The 7,325-nt window shown below is 65.8% G+C and carries 7 protein-coding genes and 1 tRNA gene; all 8 read right to left on the bottom strand.

What is annotated here, in order from left to right:
- Positions 1 to 369 precede the first annotated feature (369 nt).
- Positions 370 to 441, bottom strand: a tRNA-Glu gene (locus QZ670_RS12980).
- 131 nt (positions 442 to 572) lie between these two features.
- Positions 573 to 1,409: a DMT family transporter gene (locus QZ670_RS12975; protein ID WP_294256054.1), complete on the bottom strand. Its 837-nt coding sequence runs from the start codon at positions 1,407 to 1,409 to the stop codon at positions 573 to 575.
- A 38-nt stretch (positions 1,410 to 1,447) separates the two neighbouring features.
- On the bottom strand, positions 1,448 to 1,822 hold the full coding sequence (locus tag QZ670_RS12970; RefSeq protein WP_066727338.1) for a VOC family protein: 375 nt from the start codon (positions 1,820 to 1,822) through the stop codon (positions 1,448 to 1,450).
- Positions 1,823 to 1,942: 120 nt separating this feature from the next.
- Positions 1,943 to 2,356, bottom strand: a complete 414-nt coding sequence (locus QZ670_RS12965; protein WP_294256048.1) for a VOC family protein — start codon at positions 2,354 to 2,356, stop codon at positions 1,943 to 1,945.
- 353 nt (positions 2,357 to 2,709) lie between these two features.
- Positions 2,710 to 4,107, bottom strand: coding sequence for an efflux transporter outer membrane subunit (locus QZ670_RS12960; protein WP_294256046.1), 1,398 nt, complete (start codon positions 4,105 to 4,107; stop codon positions 2,710 to 2,712).
- Positions 4,104 to 5,000, bottom strand: a complete 897-nt coding sequence (locus QZ670_RS12955) for a biotin/lipoyl-binding protein (RefSeq protein WP_294256042.1) — start codon at positions 4,998 to 5,000, stop codon at positions 4,104 to 4,106. The genes QZ670_RS12960 and QZ670_RS12955 overlap by 4 nt, the downstream gene beginning before the upstream one ends.
- A gap of 13 nt (positions 5,001 to 5,013) precedes the next feature.
- Complete coding sequence (locus QZ670_RS12950; RefSeq protein ID WP_294256040.1) at positions 5,014 to 5,211, bottom strand: DUF1656 domain-containing protein; 198 nt, start codon at positions 5,209 to 5,211, stop codon at positions 5,014 to 5,016.
- Positions 5,208 to 7,307 (bottom strand): FUSC family protein, encoded by a 2,100-nt coding sequence (locus QZ670_RS12945; protein WP_294256036.1) that lies wholly within the window; start codon positions 7,305 to 7,307, stop codon positions 5,208 to 5,210. Before QZ670_RS12945 ends, QZ670_RS12950 begins: the two co-directional genes overlap by 4 nt.
- Positions 7,308 to 7,325: the final 18 nt, after the last annotated feature.

Genomic DNA, 7,325 nt, shown 5'->3' with positions numbered 1-7,325 from the left:
CGACAGCAGCCAGTGCGAAAATCGATTCCTGGGCGCTACCGCCGATCAAGCGATGGGGGCCGCCAATGCCCGCTTTCGGCCCTAGCGGTCGTTCCCACCCGCCGATGGGAACGGCTTAAATTGGTCGCAACGTGCCGGGAGCGATGCGCCCGTGATGGTGGCCGACGGATATCCCAAAGGAAGGTGGAAAGGCTGAGTCTGGCGTGCGAATCAGACACTCGCCAGCGTTTCGCCAGCTGCGGATATCAACGCCGCGGGGCCCTAGAACAATCCGTGAAAGTCCGCCGATTTCCAGCTACGGTTTTGCAGTGAATTTGCAGTAAGTTGCACGTTAGTGCAGACATTTAGTAGCTAAGCCTTTGAAAAGGCTGGTGACCCCTACGGGACTCGAACCCGTGTTTTCGCCGTGAGAGGGCGCTTTCTCAGCACGGGGTAGAAGCCTTTGTTGGAAAGTTTGCGCAGCAGCTCTTATGATGCAGATGGCAATTGCCAATATTCTCGAAAGGAACCGGGTTCGAGAATGGCGAGCAGCACGATTTTGTACGATCGGCTCAATCCAATCGCATGTGTCGTCAACCCGCATGGCCGATCAGAACCGCGCCTGTTGCAACTACCAGGCAGGCCGTAATCCGATAGCGGCTTAGGCTTTCGCGAAGGAAGATGCGTCCAATCACGGCGGCGAAGACGACGCTTGTCTCGCGCAGTGCCGACACTGGTCCCATCGCGCTACGAGCCATGGCGAAGATGACGATGCCGTACGCCAGAAGCGAGGCAAGCCCACCACCAGCCGCTACCAGCATCTCCTGTCGCCCGCGCACCAGGGTGCGGGCATCGCGCAGCATGATGTAGCTCGCCGGCGCGAGCAGGCCCCACGACAGGCACATCCATACGGTGTAGCCCAGCGGTGCGCCTGACAACCGGACGCCCAGCCCGTCGGTCACGCTGTAGGCGCCGATGAAGCAGCCGGTTCCTAGCGCGAAGAGCAAGGTTTTTCGCCCGATGGCTCGGCCTTGGAAGGCCAGTGCGACGATCCCGCCCGATACCAGCAGCACGCCCGTCAGGCTGAGTACGTCGGGCAGCTCGCGCGCGAAGATTGCCGCGCCGAGCGAAACCAAAAGCGGCGAGGCCCCGCGCGCGATCGGGTAGGTCTGCCCGAGATCGCCTTCCCGGTAGGTCCGTACAAGGAAGAGGTTGTATCCGGTATGGAGCAGCGCTGACAAGGCAACGCAGCCCCAACTCGCCCTTGCGGGAACCGGTAAGAAGGGGGCCATCAGGGCACAGGCAATTGCGATGGCGATGCACATGACCGTCATCGACCAGAGCCGGTCGCCGCCTCCGCGCAGAAGGGCGTTCCAGCTCGCATGGAGGACCGCAGCGACCAGAACGATCAGGCTGATACCAATGGACATGAGGGTCCTCGGCTAGCCGCATACCCAAGCGCCGCGCATTACCGCATCGCTTTCGTTCGCGCGGTGAGCTTGTTGCCGTCCGGATCCCGGAGATAGGCAACAAAGACACCGTTCGGGCGCTCGCACGGTGGCGTTTCTATGGAGGTGCCACCATGCGCGGTGCCGGCCTCGTGCCATGCGCGGACATGGTCCGCGCTCAGGGCGGCAATGCCGATCGTTCCGCCATTGGCCGCCGTCGCCGGGTGGCCGTCGATTGGTCGGGTGATCATCAATCTTCCACCGTCGTGTTCGTAGATGAGCCGGCCTCTCTCGTCTTTCTCGCCCGATTTGCCGCCCAGCGCCGCAAAAGTTGCGTCATAGAAGGCTCTGGATCGTGCCAGGTCGTTGCTACCGATCATGATGTGCGTGAACATATGTTCTCCCAAGATTCGCTTTTAAAACAGGGAATTATAGGTGGCTTTTTCGCTGCTTCGTCCGAGCGGCGTCAAGTACTAGAATGGTCGGCGGATAGCTCCGCCGACCCAGGAGGAACCTTATTGCCGGCTATCCTGATAGGCTTCTTCGGGACGGACCCGGCTAAGCGTCGTCACTTCGATGAAGTAGCCGCCTTTTGCCCGGAAATAGAAGCACCAAGCGCCGTGCGCATCGCGCGGCGCCTGAGTTTTCCATCCGTCCACGCGCAAGCGGGCATGCATGGCATCCACAGCATCGCGGGTCTCTTGAATGAAGCCTATATGCAGTATGTCGAGCTGTTTGGGGTAGTCGAAGCCGTCGAGTTTGTTTTCGAAGTGATTGATGATCAATACCAGCCCGTCGTCATCCTGCAAGATCGCCATCTTTGTGCCGCGCACAACGAGCGTGCGCAGTCCGAAATACTGCTCGAACATCGCTCGATCAGCTTCGACTTCATGGCTGTATAGGTTGAGGTGGTTCAGCTTCATGGTCATGCCTTTCCGTTGGTTAGACGGACACGAGCCGATCGCGGTCAGACAACAACGACCGGCCACGCACGAGGTGCACCCTCGCTGTGTCCGGCCATGGCCAAGAGCGGCGTGACCGCTCAAGCGTGACTGTCTCGGGGAGACCGCAGGTTGTCACCATACCTGCATCGCTGTCTTTTTAGGCGCCTTGCAATTTAGAGGGCTTAGTCTGAGCGTCAAGCCGGAGACGGGTCTTGCGCTAAGCAACCTCCGGCCAGGTCGCCGACGCTTCCGAGGTTTAGGCGATCCGCGCCGGGGGCCACTTCCCAAGATATGGCATCGAGCAAACATGGCGTTACACATACATGCCCCCAGAGATGTCATTCTTCCCACCCGCCTCCCAGCGCGAGGAAGAGATCGATCTGTCGATCGACGACACTGGCGCGGGCGCGGGACAAACTTGCCTGGGCATCGGCGTACCCGGCCTGTGCGTTCAGGACGTCGAGGAAGGGCGTGCGGCCGAATCGCTGGAGCCTGTCGGCATCACGGCTGGCACGAAATGCGGCATCTGCCGCTCGTTCCAGATCCCGCAGCCGGTCCGTCGCCCGGGCATATGCCGATAGCGCCGTCTCGGTCTGTTGCAGCGCGACCAGCACGGCGCCATCGAAGCCCGCCAGCGCAGCGTCGGCATCGGCACCAGCCTGGGCGATCCGGGCACGGACCGCTTTCCTGTTCGGGAACGACCACGACACGAGCGGGCCCAGGCTGAACCCGAACGAAGTCGATCCCAAAGCGCGGCCTACCGAAGCAGCCGTGCCTACCGATCCGCCGATGCTGACCCTCGGGTAAAGCTCGGCCTCCGCGATGCCGATGCCCGCAGTGGTCGCCGCGAGCAAGCGCTCGGCCCTTCGCACGTCCGGGCGACGCCGGAGCAGCATCGCACCGTCCCCGACGGGGATCGGCCGCGCAAGCGCCGGGATCGCGGCGCAGGCCTCGAGTTCGCGTGGATAGTCGGAAGGCGTCCGGCCCATCAGCGCGGCCAGTTCGAACAACGCGGCCTTTCGGTCGGCAAGGATGTCCGGGAGGGCTGCCTCACTGGCGAAGGCGGCGGCGCGTGCCCGGTCGATATCGAAGCGCGTCCCGCGTCCCCAGCGCGCCGTGCGCAACGCCACTGCCAAGGTCGCGCGCTGGATCGCGGCGATGTGCTGCGCCGCTGCCAAGGCCACGCCATCGGTGCAGACCCGTGCATAATTCCGGGCAATGGCTGCCGCGACCACGACGCGCACCTGATCGCGCGCCGCCACCGCCACTTCTGTTTGCGCCGAAGCAGCCTCGATCCCGCGCTGGATGCCGCCCGCGAGATCGAGCGGGTAGCTGGCATCGAAGCCGAGCGCGTAGCTGAACGGCGCCGGCAGGGAGGCAGTAGGGCCGCCAATCCGACCGCCCGATGCCTGGCCGCTCAGGCCGGTGGTTATAGTCCGCTCGGCGGCGGCTTCGCGAAAGATTGCGCTCGCGCGGCGGAGATTTGCATTGGCAGCGCGCAGATCAGTGTTGGCGGCCAGCGCCTCCTCGACATAGCCGTCGAGCCGGGGATCGCCGTAGAGCCGCCACCAGCGCGGCGGCAACGCGGCCTGCGACACGCTCCTATCATCGATTTCCAGAAACGGTGCCGCCGCTTCGGGTCGGTTGACGATCGAGGCCTGGGGGATGCGATAGTCCGGCCCGGCGACACAGCCGGCGAGGAGCAGGGCGGGGAGGGTGGTGACGACGCGCTTCACGACCGCCGCCCTCCTGCCGGCGCGGCGAGGGCGGGAAGGAGCTCCACGGTCGCCGTTCGTCCCGCGATCAGGCGGGTGCCGGCAGGCACCCGGTCGATATGCACGCGAACGGGAATGCGCTGGGCAAGTCGAACCCAGGAGAAAGTCGGTGCGACCTTCGGCAGCAGATTGCCTGTATTGTCGCGCTGATCGTCGGCGATCGCGGCGGCGATGCTCTCAACATGCCCAGCGATCTCGCCATCCTCTCCCATCAATCGGACGCGCGCACGGTCGCCGATCGCCACCCGGCGCAGCTTGGTCTCTTCGAAATAGCCCTCGACCCGCAGTGAGGCCGTGTCGACCAACGCCATCGCCTGCGCGCCCGCGGCAAGATAGTCGCCGGGGTGGATGTCTAGGTTGGTGACGATGCCCGCCACGGTGGCGCGGATTTCGGTCCGCTCGATATCGACCTTGGCGACATTGCGGTCGGCGATGGCGCGGGTCAGCGCGGCCTCCGAGGTCCGGACCCTGGCGGCGCTCTGTTCGCGCGCCTCGGTCGCGACGAGGTCGCCCAACGCGACGTCGCGGCGCGCCTCCTTGCGCGCCTGTTCGAGCTGCGCCCGCGCCTCTGCAATGGCGGCGTCCGCGCGCTCGATTGTCGCGGCAAGACGCGGCCGGTCGAGCACTATCAGGAGTTGCCCGGGCCGGACGGTCTGATTGTCGCGAACCGTCACCTGCGTCACCAGCCCGCCGACGTCGGTCGAGACGCGAACGACATCTGCGCGGATGCGGCCGTCGCGCGTCCAGGGAGTCTGTTGGTGCCGGTCCCAGAGCTGCCAGCCGACCAGCGCGGCAATAGCGACGACGGCAAGCGTGATGCCGTAGCGCGCGAGGACGGAGAGAATGGATTTCATAACAAGGATCCGGTCACAGGGTGGCCCGCAGGAGCAGGCCGCAGAGGAGGAGGAACACGGCGATCTCGGTGAGCGCCGGCCAGGCGAGGCGGCGCGACAGGCCGGTGACGGCGAAGAGCCGCAGCAGGAGTATTGTCGCGATCAGGGCTAGGCAGGCGAGCGCCAGCAGTCCCGGTACCAGGACGCCGGCAATGTCGAGGTCGCGGATCATGCCGCGCGCTTCGGATCGGTTGCGGCTGCGGCAGTTAGCGCAAAGCGGAGGTCGAGCAGCGGATCGAGCAGCCGCCACCTGTCTTCGTCCGCGTCGGCCGCGACACGCGCGATCAGCGTTTTGAGGCGCTGGTCCAATGCAGCGAGCGCGTCGGCATTGTCATCGCGCCCGTCTGCTACGCTCTCGGCGAGCGCCCCGAGCAGTTCCCGCGCCTGCTGGTCGATGGCGCCGACGGCAGGGGCCAGCGCGCGACGCAGCCCGGCGACCGCATGCCCGATGCGGAGATGGCGCAGCATCGCGTCGAGCGTGTCGGGGCGCGAGCGCCTCGACGCGGCAAGCCGCGGCAGGAGGAGGGCGGTGCGGTCGACCATCAGGCTTGTCCAGCCCGCCTCGGCTGGGCCATGGCCGCGTGCGCGCCGGGCGACGTCGCGGCCGCTCAGCCGCAGCAGGCGGTCGATCGCCGCATCGGCGGGCAAGGTCTGGAGCAGGGTCATGCTTGCCGCCCCGAACGCGGTTGCCACGAACAACGCCACGCTGCCGTTGAGCGCATCGGCAAAATCGCCGCTATACTGTGCACCCAGCCCGGAGAGGATCGGGATCGTTAGCGTGATGCCCAGCGCCATATAGGCCGTGGCCGGCCGCGCCTGCAGCGATCCGCCCCAGAGGAAGGCGGGGGCGAGCACGGCGACCAGCGTTGGGAAAGCCGTGACGCGCGGCAGGATGACGAAGCTGTAGGCTAGACTCAGTATCACGCCGTAGAGCGAGCCCAGCATGTATTTGCGCACATTGGGCGCAGGCGCGTCGACATTGCCGAAGAGCGCGCAGGTAACGCCCAGCACCGATACCGCCAGCCCGCCGTCCGGCCAGGCCGACCAGATCCAGAACAAGCAGCCGGTCAGGATGCCGAGGGTCGCGCCGGTTGCAGCACGTGCGGCCATGAGCGGGTCGCGGTGATGGACATAGCCCGTTGCTGACATGTCACTGAACCGCAGTGTGCAATTTCGAGCCAGACGGGTGTTCGCGAACTCGCGCCCCAGCAGGTCACCCTCGTGGAGCAGCCCGACCAGTTCGGCGAGGTGGCCGGCGAGATTGCCGGTCTGCAGCCGTCCCTCTTGCGCCGGTTCGGCATAGGCCTCCGCTCGTAGCTGATGCGCGCGGTCGATCAGATGGCGGGCGGTGGCGTCCGACTCCGGCGAGGGCGCAGCGTCGATCCACTGGCCGATGGCATGCATCAGCGCCGCTAGCGCTTCGTCGTTGTGCATCGCTGCCAGCCGGGCCTCGATCTCCGTCGCCAGCGGGAGCAGCCGCGCCACCCGATCGTGGAGGTGCCGCAGCGTCGTACTGCTTGGGCGGGCGATCGCCGGGTCGTAGGGGAGATGCGTCGCCAGCCCGTTCAGGGCGAGCAGATCGAGGGCCAGCCGGTGGCGGTCGGCGCGCTGTCGCGGGTCCGTTTCGCCGCGCAGCGCGTCGCCGGCCAAGCGCCGTGCATCGCGCAGCGTCGCTGTCGCCTTGGCCAGGAAGTGGCCCGTCATCGGCCGAGGCAGCACGAAACGGTGGATCAGCACGGCACAGAGAATGCCAAGCCCGATTTGCTGCACGCGGACCAGCGCGGTGTCGAAGATCGCGTCCGGCTCGGCGACGCCGGGAAAGCCGATCAGGCTGGCGGTATAGCCGGCCAGCACGAAGGCATAGGCGCGCGGCGTGCGGTCGAGCAGCGACAGGAACAGGCAGAAGCCGATCCAGCCGGCCAGCACCAGGCTGCAAATGATCGGTTCGCCGACAAATGTCGGGAGGATCACCACCGTCGCCGCGGCGCCGACCAGCGTGCCGGCCATGCGATAGACGCCACGGCTGACCGACGCACCGGCCGAGCCTTGTGAGACCAGATAGGCCGTAATGATCGCCCAGGACGGGCGGGGAAGCCCGATGCGCAGGGCGATGTAATAGGCCAGCATCGCCGCCGCGAAGGTCTTGGCGGAGAACAGCAGCGCCTCCGCATCCGCTCGCAATGCTGGCGTGCGCAGGAAGGTGCCGATCGGCGGCAGCGTCAGACGCGGCCCGACCCAACCGTAAGTGTGAAACAGCCAGATACCCATTGGCTTGTTGATAATGAT

This window comes from uncultured Sphingomonas sp., from assembly GCF_913774285.1.
Classification (GTDB): domain Bacteria; phylum Pseudomonadota; class Alphaproteobacteria; order Sphingomonadales; family Sphingomonadaceae; genus Sphingomonas.
Note: the sequence above shows the minus strand (reverse complement) of the source record. Positions and strands in the feature narration are given on the sequence as shown.

Bases quoted from the DNA above. Each gene is read 5' to 3' on its own strand.
- QZ670_RS12965 (WP_294256048.1), bottom strand. From the start codon at position 2,356: ATGACCATGAAGCTGAACCACCTCAACCTATACAGCCATGAAGTCGAA.
- QZ670_RS12970 (WP_066727338.1), bottom strand. From the start codon at position 1,822: ATGTTCACGCACATCATGATCGGTAGCAACGACCTGGCACGATCCAGA.
- QZ670_RS12950 (WP_294256040.1), bottom strand. From the start codon at position 5,211: ATGATCCGCGACCTCGACATTGCCGGCGTCCTGGTACCGGGACTGCTG.
- QZ670_RS12945 (WP_294256036.1), bottom strand. From the start codon at position 7,307: ATGGGTATCTGGCTGTTTCACACTTACGGTTGGGTCGGGCCGCGTCTG.
- QZ670_RS12955 (WP_294256042.1), bottom strand. From the start codon at position 5,000: ATGAAATCCATTCTCTCCGTCCTCGCGCGCTACGGCATCACGCTTGCC.
- QZ670_RS12975 (WP_294256054.1), bottom strand. From the start codon at position 1,409: ATGTCCATTGGTATCAGCCTGATCGTTCTGGTCGCTGCGGTCCTCCAT.